This is a genomic window from Streptomyces sp. NPDC006368 (assembly GCF_040612535.1).
Classification (GTDB): Bacteria; Actinomycetota; Actinomycetes; order Streptomycetales; family Streptomycetaceae; genus Streptomyces.
This window is the reverse complement of record NZ_JBEXQK010000031.1, coordinates 39,920-54,313: the sequence shown is the minus strand read 5'-3', so window position 1 is coordinate 54,313 and position 14,394 is coordinate 39,920. Positions and strand designations below refer to the sequence as shown.

Genomic DNA, 14,394 nt, shown 5'->3' with positions numbered 1-14,394 from the left:
AAGGACTCAGGGGGTGCCGTGGACGCCGTGGAGGGCCATGGAGACCGCCGTCTCGGCGATGGACGCGGGGTCCTCCGCCGCGCCGAGTTCGATACGGCGGACCGCGGCGTCGACCACGCCCTGGAGCAGCATGGCCGTCAGGCGCGGCTGCGGCCGGCCCAGTTCCGCGAGCGCCTCGACGATCATGGCGATGAGCCCGCCGTGCGCCGCGCGGATCTTCTCGCGGGCGCCGTCGTCCAGCTCACCGGCCGAAATGGCCACGACCGCGCGGTGGCGCCGGTCGCCGACGAGCTCCAGCTGCTTGCGTACGTACGCCTCGACCTTGCCCTCAGGGGTGTCCGCGCGCTCCATCGCCGCCCCGACCTCCGCCGCCCACACGGGGAAGTCCACCGCGCACAGCTCCTCCACCACGGCGGCGCGCGAGCGGAAGTACTCGTACACGGAGGACCTGGCCAGGCCGGTCCGCTCGGCGAGCGCGGGGAAGGTCAGCGCCTCCGTCCCGCCCTCGGACAACAGAGAACGCGCGGCGTCCAGCAGGGCGCCGCGCTGCATGGTCCGGTGCTCGGCCACGGAAGCCGCTCGAATCCTGGGCACGGCTCCACTTTACGGCCGCTCGTTCGACATCAGCGTCCTACGTCGGCGAGCTTTGCCCTCAGTTGCAGGACGGACTTGGTGTGGATCTGGCTGACACGGCTCTCGGTGACCCCGAGCACATTGCCGATCTCGGCGAGGGTCAGCCCCTCGTAGTAGTAGAGCGTGACAACGGTCTTCTCACGTTCGGGCAGCGTGTTGATCGCCCGGGCGAGCAGCCGTCTGAGCTCGCGGTCCTCGGCGACCTCGACGGGGTCGTCCGCGGCGGTGTCCTCCAGCGTGTCCATGAGGCTGAGCCGGTCGCCGCCCTCACCGCCGGCGTGCAGCAGCTCCTCCAGGGCGACGACGTTCGCCAGGGACAGCTGGCTGAAAACCGCGTGCAGGTCCTCCACGGAGACGCCCATCTCCGCGGCGACCTCGCCCTCCGACGGCGTGCGGCGGAGCTTCGCCTCCAGCGTGGCGTACGCGCGCTCCACGGCACGCGCCTTCTGCCGCACGGAGCGGGGAATCCAGTCCAGCGCCCGGAGTTCGTCGATCATCGCGCCGCGAATACGGGTGATCGCGTACGTCTCGAACTTGATCGAGCGGCCGATGTCGAACTTCTCGATCGCGTCGATCAGTCCGAAGACTCCGGACGAGAAGAAGTCCGCCTGCTCCACGTTGGACGGCAGCCCGACGCTGACCCGGCCGGCCACGTACTTCACCAGGGGCGAGTAGTGCAGGATCAACTGCTCCCGCAGCCGCTCGTCGCCCGTGTCCTTGTACGACCGCCACAACTCGTCGAGGGACGAGGGCGCGGGCGGCCGCACGGCACCCCGCGCAGCGGGGGGCACCGCTGCGCGGTCGGACCCGGAGGTGTGCTGGGGCTGGGGCATGCGTCGCCTTGGGCCGTTCTGGGTGAGCTGGGACGGATAGCGGAGGAGGTAAATGTGGTGAGCGTAGCGTGACTGGACGGTCGCAGTGAGCTAAGGAGGCTGCTTCATGCCTTCGCGCGAGGGCGTGCCGTCGACCGCGTCCTGGAATGCGGCCGCATCTTCGAATGGGACCGGTGGAGCCGGCGGCGCGTACGCCGGCCCTTCGGGCGGCACGGGGAGCACTGCGAAGGTCATCGGGATCACCTTTTCACCCGAATGCTGCAGGTCAAGTACCGCCTCGCCGGGCGTTCGGGCGGTGTATCGCCCACTTCGTCAACTCCCAGCCGTCACCGCGGCGTTCGACGAATCCGAGAGAGTGGAGTTCGTACAGTCTGCCGACCGCCTCGTCAACGCCGGTGCCCGCGCCGCGCGCGACGTCCGGCCCGGTGACGGCCGTCCCACGCGCGGGGAGGGCTTCGAGCACCCGTTTGCTGACCGGGTCGAGCAGGTCGCGGGGCAGGACGGGCCCGCGCCGGGCGGGGGCGAGATCCCCGATGTCCCCGACGAGTTCGGCGACTTCGGCGGCGTCGGTGACCAGGACAGCCTCGCCGCGCAGCAGTTCGTGCACGCCGGCCGAGAGCCCGCTGGTGACCGGCCCGGGTACGCCCATCGTGTACCGGCCGAGCCGTCGCGCGCAGCGGGCCGTGACCAGTGACCCGCTGCGGTACTCGGCCTCGATGACGACCGTGCCGCGGGTGAGGGCCGCGATGACCCGGTTGCGGAGGACGAACCGGCTGGGCGTGGGATGACTGCCGGGGGGCAACTCCCCGACCAAGAGCCCCTGTTGCGCGATGCGCCCGATCAACCCGGCGTGCCCGCGCGGGTAGGCGACGTCGACCCCGCAGGCGAGGACGGCGACGGTGGCCCCGCCGACGGCCAGCGCGCCCCGGTGCGCGGCGCCGTCGACGCCGAAGGCCGCACCGGAGACGACGACCCAGCCGCGCTCGGCGAGTCCCGAGGCGAGGGTCGCGGCCACATGGGCGCCGTACGGCGTGCACGCCCGCGCGCCGACCACGGCGACCGAACGCAGCGCCCATCGGCGCAGATCGGCGTGGCCGCGCACCCAGAGCCCTACGGGCCGGGCGTCGCCGAGGTCGTCGAGCTGGCTCGGCCACTCGGGGTCACCCGGCACGACGAACCGCCCGCCGACCGCGTCCACGGCCGCCAGGTCCCGCTCGGGCGTGACGACCGCCGCGCGTCCCCGCATGCCCTCGATCCGGCGCTCGCTCGCCCCGGGCAGCGAGCCCTCCACGTAGGGGTGGGAGGTCAGCCGCCGGAACAGTTCCACGGGTCCCAGCTCCCGCAGCCAGCGTCCGCCGTGCTCGTCCCCCGGTTCGACGATCCGGGTCAGCGCGGCCCGCGCCAGCCGCTCGGGCTCGCTCACACCCCCGGCCATGGCGCACCCCCGCTCATGTCCAGGCCCTCGTCCCCGCCTGTACGGCGGCTCATGGTGCCGCTCCGGCTTCCACCGGCGCCCCGCGGGAGATCCCGGTGCGCAGCTCCAGCGCCAGGCCGACGTCGCCGGCGTGGGGCCGGTCCCGGCCCGCGAGGTCGGCGAGGGACCAGGCCACCCGCAGCACCCGGTCCAGCCCGCGCGCCGTGAGCAGGCCCCGCTCGACGTCCCGCTCGGCCACGTCGAGCGCGCCGGGGGCGACGCGCCAGCGGGTGCGCAGCTCGTGGCCGGGCACTTCGCCGTTGACGGTCCACGGGGTGCCCCGCAAGCGGGCGGCGGCCCGGTCGCGGGCTTCGAGCACACGGGCGGTCACCGCCGCCGTGGTCTCCCCGCGACCGCCGTGGCCCATCAGATCGGCGCGGGAGACCGGCTCGACCCGCACGCGCAGGTCGACGCGGTCGAGGAGCGGGCCCGACAGCCGCGACTGGTAGCGGCGGATCACGGAGGGTGGACACTCGCAGCCCGCACCGTGCAGGGTGTGGCGCCCGCAGGGGCACGGATTGGCGGCCAGCACCATCAGGAACCGCGCGGGCAGCCGCACGACCCCCGCGCTGCGCGCCACCACCACGTGTCCCGACTCCAGCGGCTGGCGCAGGGCGTCCAGCGCCTTGCCGGAGAACTCGGGAGCCTCGTCCATGAAGAGGACGCCCCGGTGCGCCAGCGAGACGGCGCCGGGTCTCGGCAGGCCGTTGCCGCCGCCCACGAGGGACTGCATCGTCGCCGAGTGGTGCGGGGCGCAGTACGGCGGCCGGCGCACCAGGGGCTCACCCGGGGGCAGGATGCCCGCCACCGAGTGGACGGCGGTGACCTCCAGGGACTGCTGCCGGGTCAGCGGCGGCAGGACGCTCGGCAGCCGCTCGGCCAGCATGGTCTTGCCCGCGCCCGGCGGGCCCGAGAGCAGGAGGTGGTGGCCCCCGGCCGCCGCGGCCTCCAGCGCGACCCGGGCTCCCCGCTGTCCGGCGACGTCCGCGAGGTCGGGGCCGTCACCCGGATCGGGGGCGAGCCCGGTGCCCACCCCGGCGCCGGGCACCAGCAGTCCGGCCAGCATGGCGTCGGGGCGCCCCTCCTCGTCCGGCTCCTCGTCCGGCACCGGCTCGTCCGCGAGCACGGCGATGAGCTGCCGCAGGCTCCGTACGCCGAGCACGGACACGCCCGGGACCAGGGTGGCCTCGGCGGCGCTCCGCTCCGGCACGACCACCTGCTGGTAGCCCGCCTCGGCGGCGGCGAGCACGGCCGGCAGGACGCCCCGCACGGGCCGGACCCGGCCGTCGAGACCGAGCTCGCCGATGAGGACGAGATCGGCGATGGACCGGGGGTCGATCCGCTCGGCGGCGCCCAGCACCGCGCACGCGACGGCGAGATCGAAACCCGAACCGCTCTTCGGTACGGAGGCGGGGCTGAGCCCCACCGTGAGCTTCTTCTGCGGCCACTCCGCGCCGGAGTTGACCATGGCGGCCCGTACCCGGTCGCGGCTCTCCGACAGGCTCTTGTCCGGCAGCCCGACCAGGGTGAACGCCGCCACTCCCGGCTCCAGGTCCGCCTGGACCTCGACGACCACGCCCTCGACGCCGACCAGCGCCACCGAACACGTCCGTGCGAACCCCATCAGGCCACCCCCCGCACGTGCTCCACGACGGGCGCGCCGCGCCGGGGCAGTAGCACCCCGACCAGGTCGATGCGCACGCCGCCGGGCGGTGGTCCGCCATGCCTCTCCAGCCAGCACGCGCCGAGCCGTCTGAGCCGGTCGGCCTTGGCGGGCGTGACCGCCGCCATCGGGTGTTCGAAGGCTCCGGCCCTGCGGGTCTTGACCTCGCAGACGACCACCGTGTCGCCGTCCCGGGCGACGATGTCGATCTCCCCGGTCCGCCCGCACCGCCAGTTCCGTGCGAGCACGTCCATTCCGGACCGGCGGAGCCGGCGAACCGCCAGCCTCTCGCCGTACTGCCCCAGTGCCCCCGTCGCGTTCATCTCGGCACCACCTCCGTCACCGACTGTGACGGATCGGCACCGAGGTAGTGGATCTTGGTGGAGAACCGGCCGGTTGGGGATAACTCCGTCACCCACACCGGTGAAGCGCTCACCGCTGGGCGCCCCGGGGCATCAGCTGCCGGGCAGCTCCAGATCGCTCTTGTTGAGCTCCTCGATGTTCACGTCCTTGAACGTGAGCACCCGTACCTGCTTGACGAACCGCGCCGGCCGGTACATGTCCCAGACCCACGCGTCCGCCATGGACACTTCGAAGAAGACCTCACCCTGCACCGAGTGCACCTGCATCTCGTAGTCATTGGTGAGGTAGAAGCGGCGCTCGGTCTCGATCACGAATTTGAACAGACCGACGACATCGCGGTACTCCCGGTAGAGCTTCAGCTCCATCTCGGTCTCGTACTTCTCGAGGTCCTCGGCGCTCATGGCATGTTCCCCTTCAGCCGTGCGTCCCCCCATTGTGCGCCGGCCGTCCGCACCCCTAGACGATGTCAGGGGCCAGGACCAGCGGCGCACTCGGGGGCCCCTCGACGAGCAGCGTGCGCAGCAGCTCGGCGAGTCGTGTCGGATACACCGTCTCACGCGTCGCCGACAGTTCGGCGTAGGTCCACCACCTCAGCCCCGTGACGCTGCGCGCTTCGAGCTCGGTCGGGTCCGCCAGCGCGACCGCGGCCGAGGCCTGCCGCGTACGGGCCAGGTAGTACCACTCGTCCTGGTCCCAGCGCCGCCCCGCGAACGGGAACGAGCAGAAGCGCTGCCAGACGACCGGGCCGAGCTCCACATCCGTGAGCCCGGTCTCCTCCGACAACTCCCGCAGGGCGGCCTCCTCGTGCGTCTCGTCGCCCTCCAGCCCGCCGCCCGGCGTGAACCACCAGGTCGTGTCCGGGTCGTCCGGTTCGTAACCGTGCAGGAGCAGGATCCGGTCGTCCGGGTCGAGCAGTACGACCCGCGCGACCCTGCGCGCTTCCTCAGCCATGCGCACCCCGAGCACCCGCGCCGGTCCTGGGCCGACGCGTCAGGCGCCGCGCGAGCGGCCCGTACGCCGCGCCGCCCAGGATGAGCACCGCCCCGGCCACCACCGACCCCAGCACCAGCGTCACCGGCCCCGGCCGCGACACGCCCCCGGGCAGCTCGGCGAAGCCCTTCGGCCGCTCCACCAGGCCGCCGGGCGGCCATGCGATGGCGTCCACCCGCGCGCTGACCGCGCTGCGCGGAACCGAGCCGCGAGCGGCGTCCTGGAGATGGACCCGGGAGTCCTGCGAGCCCATGCGCTCGTCGCCGAGCAGGAAGAGCCGCCCCTGGGGCACGGTCACCGAGAACGGCGTCGACGCCGGCCCCCGCGACCGCAGATACGGTTCTGCTACCGGTGTGCCGTTCACCGTGAGCCGGCCCTGTGCGTCGCAGCAGGCGACCTTGTCGCCACCCACGCCGACCACCCGCTTGACCATCGGCAGATCGCCCCAGGTGGAGTCGGTGAACACCACGACGTCGCCGCGGCGCACCTCGACGCCGTCTATCCGCTGGGCCAGCACCCGGTCCCCGGCGGCGACGGTCGGGGACATCGAGTCGGTCGGCACGGTGTACGGCTGGTACTGGACGGCTCCCCAGACGAATCCGCCGAGGAAGAGCACACAGCCGACGGCCACGGCCAGCCCCGACAGCGCACTGCCGAGACGGCCGCGGCCGTCGTCCGTACGTTCCGTACCGTTCATCCCAGCGCTCCCCACCGTCGGAGACCGACCCTGGGACCGGCCCCGGAGGTCGGTCCGCGCGACCGATGCGGAGCGCGACCGATCCGGGGACGCGGCCCGCAGATCGTGATCTGGGATCGCACCCTACCCGGGCTCACCGAACGGCAGCGAGCCTCTTCCTGCGCCACAGCACGATCGGCAGCGCGCCCGCGAGCCCCAGCGCCCCCGGCCCGACGGCCGCGGCGGTGGCGGCGCTCAGCCCGGGCTGGTCGAAGGTGTCGGGCACCGGGAGGGTGGACCAGCGGTTGAGGGGCCAGGCCACGACGACCGCACGGCCGACGACCTTGTCGTTGGCGACCGTGCCGTTGCCGGGCAGCTCCTGGTGGTAGCGGGAGTCCAGCGAGTTCTGCCGGTTGTCCCCCATCACCCAGATCCGGCCCTCGGGCACCTTGATCGGACCGAACGGCTCGTCGTCGCACGGGGTGGAGCCCGGGGCGATGTACGCGGTCTCGTCGAGCGGCTTCCCGTTCAGGGTGACCTTGCCGCCCTTCTTGCACTGCACCGTGTCCCCGCCGACCGCGATGACCCGCTTGATGAGGTCCTTCTCCTCCGCCGACGGCATCAGACCGATGAAGCTCAGGAACTCCTGCAGAGGGTTGGGGTCGACGGTGGGCTCGCCCTCCAGCCAGCCGCCCGGGTCGTGGAAGACGACGACCTCGCCCCGCTCGGGTTCCGAGCCGAACCACGGGGTCAGCTTGTCGACCAGGACCCGGTCGCCGCGCTGCAGCGTGTCCATCATCGAGTCGGAGGGGATCGAGAACGCCTGCACCAGGAAGGTCTTGATCAGCAGCGCCAACAGAAGGGCGATACCGATCAGCAGGGGCAGTTCCTTCCAGAAGGAACGCGGCTTCCTGGGCCCGCCGTCCCCGCCGTCCTCGTCCACGCCGCCCTCAGCGTGCCCGGATCCGGGGGAGGGCTCCCCGGCCGATCCGGACGAACCGGCGGAAGAGGGCCCGGACGCGTGCTCCGGCCTCTCCTCGGGCTCGTCGTGTCCGGATCGTGCGCCGACCGCCAAATCCCCCACATCCACTCCTCACTCCGTGCAACCGCCCGCCCCATAGCAAGGGCAGGCCCACCACTCCCATAACGAGCGGGAGTTCCGCAGGGCTCGGGAGCCGGATCGTTCCGTTCAGAATCCGAGAGGACACACTATGCGACGCGTCGAGCGGCGGCGCAGTCCCGCCCCGCGAGTCCGGCACGGAGGCGAAGGTGTCCGGTTCCTCCAGCCGGCGCCAGTGGTCGAAGGGCCAGGCGATGAGGACCGCCGTGCCGACCACTTCCTCCTCGGAGACCGTCCCCTGGAAGGGCTCGTCCAGGTGGAAGCGGGAATCCGCCGAATTGGCGCGGTGGTCCCCCATCACGAACAGCCGTCCGGCGGGGACCTTCACCTCGAAGGTGATGGTTGAGGGGACGTTTCCCGGGTTCACGTACGGCTCGTTGAGGGGGACGCCGTTGACGGTCACCCTTCCCTCCCGGTCGCAGCACCTGACGGTGTCCCCGCCGACCGCGACGACCCGCTTGATCAGGTCCTGTTCGTCGTCGGAGGGCAGCAGGCCGATGAAGGCGAGGCCCTCCTTGACCTGCTTGATGACGACCGGGTCCACGTCCTTCGGCGCGTTCTCCTCACGCAGCCAGCCGCCGGGGTCCTTGAAGACCACGACGTCACCGCGCTGCGGCTTCGACCCGAACCAGGGCGTGAGCTTGTCCACCAGCACCCGGTCGTCGATGCGGATCGTCTGCTCCATCGATCCCGAGGGGATCACGAAGGCCTGGACGAGGAAGGTCTTCAGCACCAGGGCGATCATCAGCGCCACGGTGATCAGGATCGGGATCTCCTTCACCGCCGACCGCTGCCTGCGCCGCTTCACCCGGCGGGCCAGCTTGCGCCGCTCGGCGCGCCCCGGCAGCGCGCGGCCGCCGTCCGTCGGCCGGGAGCCGGTGGGCAGCCGCGTGTCGGCCCGGTGGCCGCCGCGCCTGCCCCGGTTACCCATGGCCTCCGCCCGGCGTCCGCGCCTCCGGCACCTCCGGTACGTCACGGAAGGCGCCGGTCGGCGCCGGCGATCCCCAGCGGCCGAAGGGCCAGCCGATCCAGTCGGCCCGGCCGATCACCTTGTCCACCGGGACCACGCCGCCCCCGGGCTCGCCGAGGTGGTCGCGCGAGTCACGCGACTGGCTGCGGTGGTCTCCCATGACCCAGAGGGTGCCCCGCGGTACGACGATGTCGAAGGGCACCTGGGACGGTGCGTCGCCGGGGTGGAGATACCCCTCGTCGACGGGTACGCCGTTCACCTCGACTCTTCCCCCCTTGTCGCAGCACGTGACCCGGTCGCCCCCCACGCCCACCACGCGCTTCACGAAGTGGGTGTCGGCGGGCTCGGTCAGGCCGAGCGCCGCGCCCGTCGCGTGCAGCAGCCCGGTGACGGGGTCCCGCTCCGGGGCCTCGCGCACGAAGGAGCCGGTGCCGTCGAAGACGACCACGTCCCCGCGCCGGGGCTCGGACCCGAAACGGTACGCCAACTTGTTGACCAGCACCCGGTCCCCGATCCGAAGAGTGGGTTCCATGGAACCGCTGGGGATCTGGAAGGGCTGCACGACGAACTGGCTCAAGAGCAGCAGGAATACGGCGCAGGCGAGGCCGAGGAGCCCCGGTCCACGCCATGAGCGCCCGGCGAGCCGGCGCGAGAGCCGGTCCGGGAGCCGGCCGGAAAGCACGGAGCGCGGCCCCTCCTCCCTGTCGGAGGAGCGGTCGCGCTCGGTGTGCTGTGTTTCGGTGTCCATCGGGGCTCGATGGTATCCGGCCGCCCCGTGGACCCCCCGCACGGCGGAGGTGAGCCGGGGCTCAGTTGTCGCGCTTCTCCTTGATCTTCGCGGCCTTGCCGCGCAGCTCACGCAGGTAGTAGAGCTTGGCGCGACGGACGTCACCGCGGGTCACGAGCTCGATCTTCTCGAAGATCGGGCTGTGCACCGGGAAGGTGCGCTCGACGCCGACGGAGAAGGAGACCTTGCGGACCGTGAAGGTCTCGCGGACGCCGGAGCCCTGGCGGCGGATGACGACGCCCTTGAACTGCTGGATACGGGAGCGGTTGCCCTCGATGACGCGCACGTGGACGTTCACGGTGTCACCGGGACGGAACGCGGGAACGTCGGTGCGCAGCGACGCGGAGTCGACGGTGTCGAGCAGGTGCGACATGAGTGTCTGCTTCCTCGCTGATGCCACAGGTCATCAGCGGAATATCGTGATGAGGTTTCGGGGTGCCTACGCATCGGGCGGGCGTCATGACCCCCTGTGGCAGGGGCGCACGCCGGACGTACGGCAGCGGCCTATTCTTCCACGGCCCCGGGCCTGCGCCAAAATCGGCCACCGGGCTCCGGTGCCCAGCCGAGGATGGACAGGGTTTCCCGGTCCTTCTTGTCGAAGGCGGCGGGGTCGCAGCGCTCGATCAGGTCGGGCCGGTTGCGGGCGGTGCGGCGCAGCGCCTCGTCCCGCCGCCAGCGGGCGATCTTCCCGTGGTGGCCGCTGAGGAGGACGTCGGGGATCGGGCGCCCGCGCCACTCGGGGGGCTTGGTGTAGACGGGCCCCTCCAGCAGGTTGGCCATGGCGCCGGGAGCGAAGGAGTCGTCCTGGTGGGATTCGGCGTTGCCGAGGACGCCGGGCAGGAGCCTGGCCACGGCCTCGGTGATGACCAGGACGGCGGCTTCCCCGCCGGCGAGGACGTAGTCGCCGATGGAGACCTCGTAGACCGGTATCCGGGTGGCGTACTCGTCCATGACCCGGCGGTCGATGCCTTCGTACCGCGCGGGCGTGAAGATCAGCCACGGCCGCTCGGAGAGTTCGACGGCGAGTTCCTGGGTGAAGGGCCGTCCGCTGGGGGTGGGAACAACGAGGACCGGGCCGTGGGCTCCGGCCTCGTACCCGTCGGCGAGTGTCTCGTCCAGGGCCTCGCCCCAGGGGCCGGTCTTCATGACCATGCCGGGGCCGCCGCCGTAGGGGGTGTCGTCGACCGTGTGGTGGCGGTCGTGGGTCCACCGGCGCAGGTCGTGCACGTGGACGTCGAGCTGCCCACGCGCGCGTGCCTTGCCGACGAGCGAGACGTTCAGCGGTTCGAGGTACTCCGGGAAGATCGTGACGACGTCGAGCCGCATCAGGAGTCGTCCTCGGCTTCGGCGGCGTACTTGCCCCCGGCGCCGTCCTCGGGTTCGGCGGCGTCGCGGGCGGAGGCGATCTCGGCGCGGTCGTCGATGAGCCCCGGAGGCGGGGTGATGACCGCCTTCTGCTCGTCCAGGTCGATGTCGGTGACGATCTCCTCGACGAAGGGGATCATGACCTCGGTGCCGTCGGGCCGCTCCACCACGAACAGGTCCTGGGACGGCAGGTGCGAGATCTCCGTGATCCGCCCGACCTCGGTGCCGTCGGCGAGGACCACGTCCAGGTCGATGAGCTGGTGGTCGTAGTACTCGTCGGGCTCCTCCGGCCGCTCCTCCGGGTCCACGTCGGCGATCAGCAGGGTGTTGCGCAGCGCCTCGGCGGCGTTGCGGTCGCGTACGCCCTCGAACCGCAGCAGCAGCCGGCCGCTGTGCACCCGGCCCGTCTCGATGGTCAACGGCCCGGCGGAGGCCGGGTCCGTGGCCAGTACGGCGCCGGGCGCGAGCCGCAGCTCCGGCTCGTCCGTCCGCACCTCGACGGTGACCTCACCCTTGATGCCGTGGGCGCGGCCGATCCGTGCGACTACCAGCTGCACTGCTCACCTCTCCAAACGACGTACGAGACGACGTACGACTGATGTACGAGCACGAACACGGGCCGGGGAGGGCCGTAGCCCTCCCCGGCCCGTGCCGGCACTGTGGGAATCCGGGACCAGCCCCGGACCCCCTGTCTGACTTTGCTCAGCGGATGTGGTCCACGTCGACGAGGTCGACCCGGATACCACGGCCGCCGATGGCACCCACGACGGTACGCAGGGCGCGCGCGGTGCGGCCGTTGCGGCCGATCACCTTGCCGAGGTCGTCGGGGTGCACCCGGACCTCCAGCACGCGCCCGCGGCGCAGGGTGCGCGAGGCGACCTGCACGTCGTCGGGGTTGTCGACGATGCCCTTCACGAGGTGCTCGAGAGCCTCCTCGAGCATGCTCAGGCCTCGGTCGACTCGGTGGACGCGGCGTCGGCCTCGTCCGCCTTCTTGTCGGCCTTCTTCGCCTTCGGGGTGATGGCCTCACCCTTGGTGTCGTCGCCCTCGATCGCCTTCGCGAAGGCGTCGAAGGAGGCGCGCTTGTCTTCCTTGGTCGCCGGGGCGAGCAGCGGCTTCTCGGGGGCCGGCAGGCCCTTGGCCTTCTGCCAGTCGCCGGTGAGCTTCAGAATCGCGAGGACCGGCTCGGTCGGCTGGGCGCCGACGGACAGCCAGTACTGCGCACGCTCCGAGTCGACCTCGATGCGCGACGGGTTCTGCACCGGGTGGTACAGGCCGATCTCCTCGATGGCCCGGCCGTCACGGCGGGTACGGGAGTCGGCGACGACGATGCGGTAGTGAGGCGAACGGATCTTGCCCAGACGCTTCAGCTTGATCTTGACTGCCACGGGTGTGGTGTCTCCTGGTCTTGACGTGGTTGGGCACGACGAGATGTCGCGTGGGGTTGCGGTACCCGAGTGCCCGATGGACGCGTCAGCCGGAGGAGAGAGGGGTCCTGTTCGACTGTCGAGTACAGCTAGCCATTGTGCCACACCACGCGGGGTCAGCCGGCCGCGCCCACCGCTTCGGGAATGCGGAAGGGCTTCCCGCAGCCGCCGCAGACGATCGGCGCCTGGGCCAGCACCGAGGGGACCACGCGTACGTTCCGCCCGCAGTCGCAGACCGCCTTGACCCGCACCCCGCCGCCCGAGGAGCCGTGCCGGGCGGCCGGGCCCCGGAAGGAGCGCTTGGTGTCGGCGGCCGTGGCGGCCGTGTGCGCCTTGAGGGCGCGCTGCAGCCGTTCGATCGTGGGCCGGTACCGGCGCTTGGCCTCGGGGGTGAGCGTGACCAGTGAGAAGCCGCTGCTCGGGTGCGGCTCCTCCGGGTGGTCCAAACCCATCTCCTCGGCGATCGCCAGGAATCTGCGGTTGTGGTAGCGGCCGGCGCGTGAGGTGTCGCGGACTCCTCGCGCGGCGGCGATGCCGTGGACTGCCTCGTGGAGCAGTCGCTCGAACGAGAGCTCGGCGCCACAGGCGGACGACGACTCTCCGATCAGGGATTCGGGCGCGGCGAGATCCGGCAACTCGGGGTGGTGCCGCTGAATGTCGGCCCACGCCTGCGCCAGCTCTGCGGCGAGAACAGGTGGTGTCGTGCTCACGTCGTGACAACGAGCCGGGGTGCTCCCGGGTTCCATTCCGGGGCAACCCAAATAATTTGCACGTACCCGTCAGTTGCCGTTGATGCGCCCTGACGAGGGCCAGTGCGCTGATCTGCGCCGGAAGGCGCACAGCTCCCACCAAGGTGGTACGTAGCACCGCGTACGCCCCGGCGCCCACGCCCCCGCGTGCGGCGGGACTTCGCGCCCCGGGCGCCCGGGGCGTCCCGGGGTGGTGGGCCCGGGATGTGACAGTACTCCGGCTCACGGGGGCGCACGGCGGGGGGCCGTTGCCATGGCGGGAATCGCTCGGCGACCCCACTATGGGAGAAGTTCGTGCCGACTCGGGGGCGCACGCCCGGGGCACGCAAGCATTGCGACCCAGCCTCTGGACTTGGGGACGGATGCGGGGTTCCCTGGGCATCGGAGTACGAGCGCACGTACACGGGGGCTGTCAATCAGGGCACAGACGCACAGATGGACCTCTCGGCGGATTGGGGCGCTTTCGATGACACCCATGCTCGTCCAGCACCACCCCCACCCGGCCTCGGCCCCTCCGGCGACGGACGCGCCCGGCCGTGCCCGCGACTGGGCCGAGATCCAGGAACGGATGCTGGTACCGCTTTACGAAGCGGTGTACGAGCATCTGGAGGTCGGCACCGGGACGCGGCTCCTCGGACTCGGCTGCGGTTCGGGGCTCGCCTTGCTGATGGCCGCCGCGCGCGGCGCACGCGTGACGGGGGTCGACACCGACCACGCGCGCGTGGACCTGGCCAAGGAACGGCTGCTTCCCGGCTCGGCCGACGCCGCGGGCCACGGCGAGACGAAGCTGCTGTACGGCGGGCCCGCCGAAGCCGCGGATGCCACCCGTCCGGCGTACAACCTCATCACCGCCTTCCAGCCGATCGGCTGCACCGCGGGAGACTCCGAAGGTCTGGTGCCCGCCCTGGCGAGCGGCGTACGGCTGGCGGAGCGGGGCAGCGCCGTGGTGCTGGCCGGCTGGGGTCCGCCCGAGCGCTGCGCCACCTCGACCGTGCTGCGGGTGGCGGGCCGGCTCACCGAGCGGCTGCGTACGCGCGTCGGCTGGCGCCCCGCGACGCGGGACGACCTGGAGGACGTCGCGGCGCGGGCGGGGCTGAAGCCGGACGGTTCGGGACGGGTGGCGTGCCCCTTCGGGTACGCGGACGTCGACAGCGCGGTACGTGGCCTGTTCTCGACGGGGCTGTTCGACGCGGCGGTGGAGGCGTCGGACCAGTCGACCGTCGAGAAGGAGGTCACGGAGGCCCTTCACCCGTACGTACGCCCCGACGGAACGGTCTGGATGCCGAACGTCTTCCGCTACCTGGTCGCCAGAATCCCCTGACGGGCCGGGGAGGGCCGGCGCCT

The 14,394-nt window shown here is 72.0% G+C and carries 18 protein-coding genes; 1 reads left to right on the top strand and 17 read right to left on the bottom strand.

Annotated elements, in window-relative coordinates; translation table 11 throughout:
- Positions 1-6: 6 nt before the first annotated feature.
- The 17 genes from ABZZ38_RS21720 to ABZZ38_RS21640 form a co-directional block, all read right to left on the bottom strand.
- Complete coding sequence (locus tag ABZZ38_RS21720; protein ID WP_356742422.1) at positions 7-570, bottom strand: helix-turn-helix domain-containing protein; 564 nt, start codon at positions 568-570, stop codon at positions 7-9.
- Between the two features lie 53 nt (positions 571-623).
- A complete protein-coding gene (gene whiG / locus ABZZ38_RS21715) occupies positions 624-1,466 on the bottom strand; it encodes an RNA polymerase sigma factor WhiG (RefSeq protein ID WP_356742362.1) in 843 nt (280 codons plus the stop codon).
- 265 nt (positions 1,467-1,731) lie between these two features.
- Positions 1,732-2,901 (bottom strand): DNA-processing protein DprA, encoded by a 1,170-nt coding sequence (gene dprA / locus ABZZ38_RS21710; protein ID WP_356742358.1) that lies wholly within the window; start codon positions 2,899-2,901, stop codon positions 1,732-1,734.
- Between the two features lie 49 nt (positions 2,902-2,950).
- The gene (locus ABZZ38_RS21705) at positions 2,951-4,564 is read right to left on the bottom strand and encodes a YifB family Mg chelatase-like AAA ATPase (RefSeq protein WP_356742355.1); all 1,614 of its coding nucleotides are present in this window, start codon (positions 4,562-4,564) and stop codon (positions 2,951-2,953) included.
- Positions 4,564-4,926, bottom strand: coding sequence for a YraN family protein (locus tag ABZZ38_RS21700; protein WP_356742351.1), 363 nt, complete (start codon positions 4,924-4,926; stop codon positions 4,564-4,566). Before ABZZ38_RS21700 ends, ABZZ38_RS21705 begins: the two co-directional genes overlap by 1 nt.
- A 132-nt stretch (positions 4,927-5,058) precedes the next feature.
- Positions 5,059-5,367, bottom strand: a complete 309-nt coding sequence (locus ABZZ38_RS21695) for a DUF2469 domain-containing protein (protein ID WP_056791138.1) — start codon at positions 5,365-5,367, stop codon at positions 5,059-5,061.
- A gap of 55 nt (positions 5,368-5,422) precedes the next feature.
- Complete coding sequence (locus ABZZ38_RS21690) at positions 5,423-5,917, bottom strand: NUDIX hydrolase (RefSeq protein ID WP_356742346.1); 495 nt, start codon at positions 5,915-5,917, stop codon at positions 5,423-5,425.
- Positions 5,910-6,653, bottom strand: a complete 744-nt coding sequence (gene lepB / locus ABZZ38_RS21685) for a signal peptidase I (RefSeq protein WP_356742343.1) — start codon at positions 6,651-6,653, stop codon at positions 5,910-5,912. Before lepB (ABZZ38_RS21685) ends, ABZZ38_RS21690 begins: the two co-directional genes overlap by 8 nt.
- Positions 6,654-6,786: 133 nt before the next feature.
- A complete protein-coding gene (lepB, locus tag ABZZ38_RS21680; protein ID WP_356742340.1) occupies positions 6,787-7,575 on the bottom strand; it encodes a signal peptidase I in 789 nt (262 codons plus the stop codon).
- A 7-nt stretch (positions 7,576-7,582) separates the two neighbouring features.
- Positions 7,583-8,683: a signal peptidase I gene (gene lepB / locus ABZZ38_RS21675; RefSeq protein WP_356742338.1), complete on the bottom strand. Its 1,101-nt coding sequence runs from the start codon at positions 8,681-8,683 to the stop codon at positions 7,583-7,585.
- Positions 8,676-9,470: a signal peptidase I gene (lepB, locus tag ABZZ38_RS21670; RefSeq protein WP_356742335.1), complete on the bottom strand. Its 795-nt coding sequence runs from the start codon at positions 9,468-9,470 to the stop codon at positions 8,676-8,678. Before lepB (ABZZ38_RS21670) ends, lepB (ABZZ38_RS21675) begins: the two co-directional genes overlap by 8 nt.
- Before the next feature lie 61 nt (positions 9,471-9,531).
- Positions 9,532-9,882, bottom strand: coding sequence for a 50S ribosomal protein L19 (gene rplS, locus ABZZ38_RS21665; RefSeq protein WP_356742332.1), 351 nt, complete (start codon positions 9,880-9,882; stop codon positions 9,532-9,534).
- A gap of 131 nt (positions 9,883-10,013) precedes the next feature.
- A complete protein-coding gene (gene trmD / locus ABZZ38_RS21660; protein ID WP_356742328.1) occupies positions 10,014-10,835 on the bottom strand; it encodes a tRNA (guanosine(37)-N1)-methyltransferase TrmD in 822 nt (273 codons plus the stop codon).
- Complete coding sequence (gene rimM / locus ABZZ38_RS21655; protein ID WP_356742325.1) at positions 10,835-11,431, bottom strand: ribosome maturation factor RimM; 597 nt, start codon at positions 11,429-11,431, stop codon at positions 10,835-10,837. The genes trmD and rimM overlap by 1 nt, the downstream gene beginning before the upstream one ends.
- A 145-nt stretch (positions 11,432-11,576) precedes the next feature.
- The gene (locus ABZZ38_RS21650; protein WP_356742323.1) at positions 11,577-11,816 is read right to left on the bottom strand and encodes an RNA-binding protein; all 240 of its coding nucleotides are present in this window, start codon (positions 11,814-11,816) and stop codon (positions 11,577-11,579) included.
- A gap of 2 nt (positions 11,817-11,818) precedes the next feature.
- Complete coding sequence (gene rpsP / locus ABZZ38_RS21645; RefSeq protein ID WP_356742320.1) at positions 11,819-12,262, bottom strand: 30S ribosomal protein S16; 444 nt, start codon at positions 12,260-12,262, stop codon at positions 11,819-11,821.
- A gap of 155 nt (positions 12,263-12,417) precedes the next feature.
- Positions 12,418-13,047 (bottom strand): hypothetical protein, encoded by a 630-nt coding sequence (locus ABZZ38_RS21640; protein WP_356742318.1) that lies wholly within the window; start codon positions 13,045-13,047, stop codon positions 12,418-12,420.
- Positions 13,048-13,516: 469 nt separating this feature from the next.
- Between ABZZ38_RS21640 and ABZZ38_RS21635 the strand changes: the two genes are divergently transcribed.
- Complete coding sequence (locus ABZZ38_RS21635) at positions 13,517-14,371, top strand: methyltransferase domain-containing protein (RefSeq protein WP_356742316.1); 855 nt, start codon at positions 13,517-13,519, stop codon at positions 14,369-14,371.
- The last annotated feature ends 23 nt before the right edge of the window (positions 14,372-14,394 follow it).

Bases quoted from the DNA above. Each gene is read 5' to 3' on its own strand.
- whiG (WP_356742362.1), bottom strand. From the start codon at position 1,466: ATGCCCCAGCCCCAGCACACCTCCGGGTCCGACCGCGCAGCGGTGCCC.
- ABZZ38_RS21700 (WP_356742351.1), bottom strand. From the start codon at position 4,926: ATGAACGCGACGGGGGCACTGGGGCAGTACGGCGAGAGGCTGGCGGTT.
- ABZZ38_RS21640 (WP_356742318.1), bottom strand. From the start codon at position 13,047: ATGGAACCCGGGAGCACCCCGGCTCGTTGTCACGACGTGAGCACGACA.
- ABZZ38_RS21690 (WP_356742346.1), bottom strand. From the start codon at position 5,917: ATGGCTGAGGAAGCGCGCAGGGTCGCGCGGGTCGTACTGCTCGACCCG.
- lepB (WP_356742343.1), bottom strand. From the start codon at position 6,653: ATGAACGGTACGGAACGTACGGACGACGGCCGCGGCCGTCTCGGCAGT.
- ABZZ38_RS21695 (WP_056791138.1), bottom strand. From the start codon at position 5,367: ATGAGCGCCGAGGACCTCGAGAAGTACGAGACCGAGATGGAGCTGAAG.
- lepB (WP_356742338.1), bottom strand. From the start codon at position 8,683: ATGGGTAACCGGGGCAGGCGCGGCGGCCACCGGGCCGACACGCGGCTG.
- lepB (WP_356742335.1), bottom strand. From the start codon at position 9,470: ATGGACACCGAAACACAGCACACCGAGCGCGACCGCTCCTCCGACAGG.
- ABZZ38_RS21635 (WP_356742316.1), top strand. From the start codon at position 13,517: ATGACACCCATGCTCGTCCAGCACCACCCCCACCCGGCCTCGGCCCCT.
- rplS (WP_356742332.1), bottom strand. From the start codon at position 9,882: ATGTCGCACCTGCTCGACACCGTCGACTCCGCGTCGCTGCGCACCGAC.
- trmD (WP_356742328.1), bottom strand. From the start codon at position 10,835: ATGCGGCTCGACGTCGTCACGATCTTCCCGGAGTACCTCGAACCGCTG.
- dprA (WP_356742358.1), bottom strand. From the start codon at position 2,901: ATGGCCGGGGGTGTGAGCGAGCCCGAGCGGCTGGCGCGGGCCGCGCTG.
- ABZZ38_RS21650 (WP_356742323.1), bottom strand. From the start codon at position 11,816: ATGCTCGAGGAGGCTCTCGAGCACCTCGTGAAGGGCATCGTCGACAAC.
- ABZZ38_RS21705 (WP_356742355.1), bottom strand. From the start codon at position 4,564: ATGGGGTTCGCACGGACGTGTTCGGTGGCGCTGGTCGGCGTCGAGGGC.